The organism is Actinomyces sp. S6-Spd3 (genome assembly GCF_000758755.1).
GTDB lineage: Bacteria > Actinomycetota > Actinomycetes > Actinomycetales > Actinomycetaceae > Pauljensenia.
The window spans coordinates 1-672 of the sequence record NZ_JRMV01000037.1 but is presented as its reverse complement, the minus strand read 5'-3'; the positions used below and the strand labels follow the sequence as shown (position 1 = coordinate 672).

1 protein-coding gene is annotated in these 672 nt (G+C 50.3%); it reads right to left on the bottom strand.

Going from position 1 to position 672, the window contains the following annotated elements; translation table 11 throughout:
• Positions 1 to 79: 79 nt before the first annotated feature.
• On the bottom strand, positions 80 to 672 hold a 593-nt coding region (locus HMPREF1627_RS00260), incomplete at its 5' end, for a RecB family exonuclease (protein WP_034499847.1).

Here is a 672-nt window from a genome sequence, read left to right as displayed (position 1 = left end):
GGCGAAAGCATGATCTTCTTCTGTCCCGGTTCAAGCTGGGCATTAAGAGTTTCTACAAACTCCATTGCGTTGAGTGTCACTACAGGGTCCTCCTTCCTTCATCTTGGGCTGGGCAAATGTTTTTCACCGGACAACTTCGACATATATTCGCATTCGGTGTTGCTAGGAAGGTATTTCCTGCCGCTATTTCCGCAGCAAGTTTTATGGCCTCTGCCAGTTGCTCTCGCTGGTCTGAAACAACCGGGTCACTATCCTTGCGTTCACCCTTGTTAAAGAGGGAATGTTGGATGTACTTGTCTGGAGATTTTTCCCTAAGTGCTAGTAAACGCGCCTTCTGCACGTTCTCACCGCGAGCATTCAGCGCGAACTGATAAGCTGCCAGTTGCAGGTGGTTCTGCGTTTCTTTTTGTGATGGGACTCTGCCCGTCTTGATGTCTGTAACGACTACACCATCTTCAGTGTGTTCGAGCCTGTCGATTCGGCCCGCGATGCGCAGTTTGGTTCCACCAATATCAACAACTTGCGCAAACGGGTGCTCGATGTCGACCGTCTTGCCCTTCCAAGCTTCGAGGTAGTCGGCAAGCTTCTTGACCTTCTCTAATGTGCTTTCATATTCAGCCATGCCGAGGGAAGTCTCTCGGTCGAAATACTCGTCATCCCAGAGCTCATCCA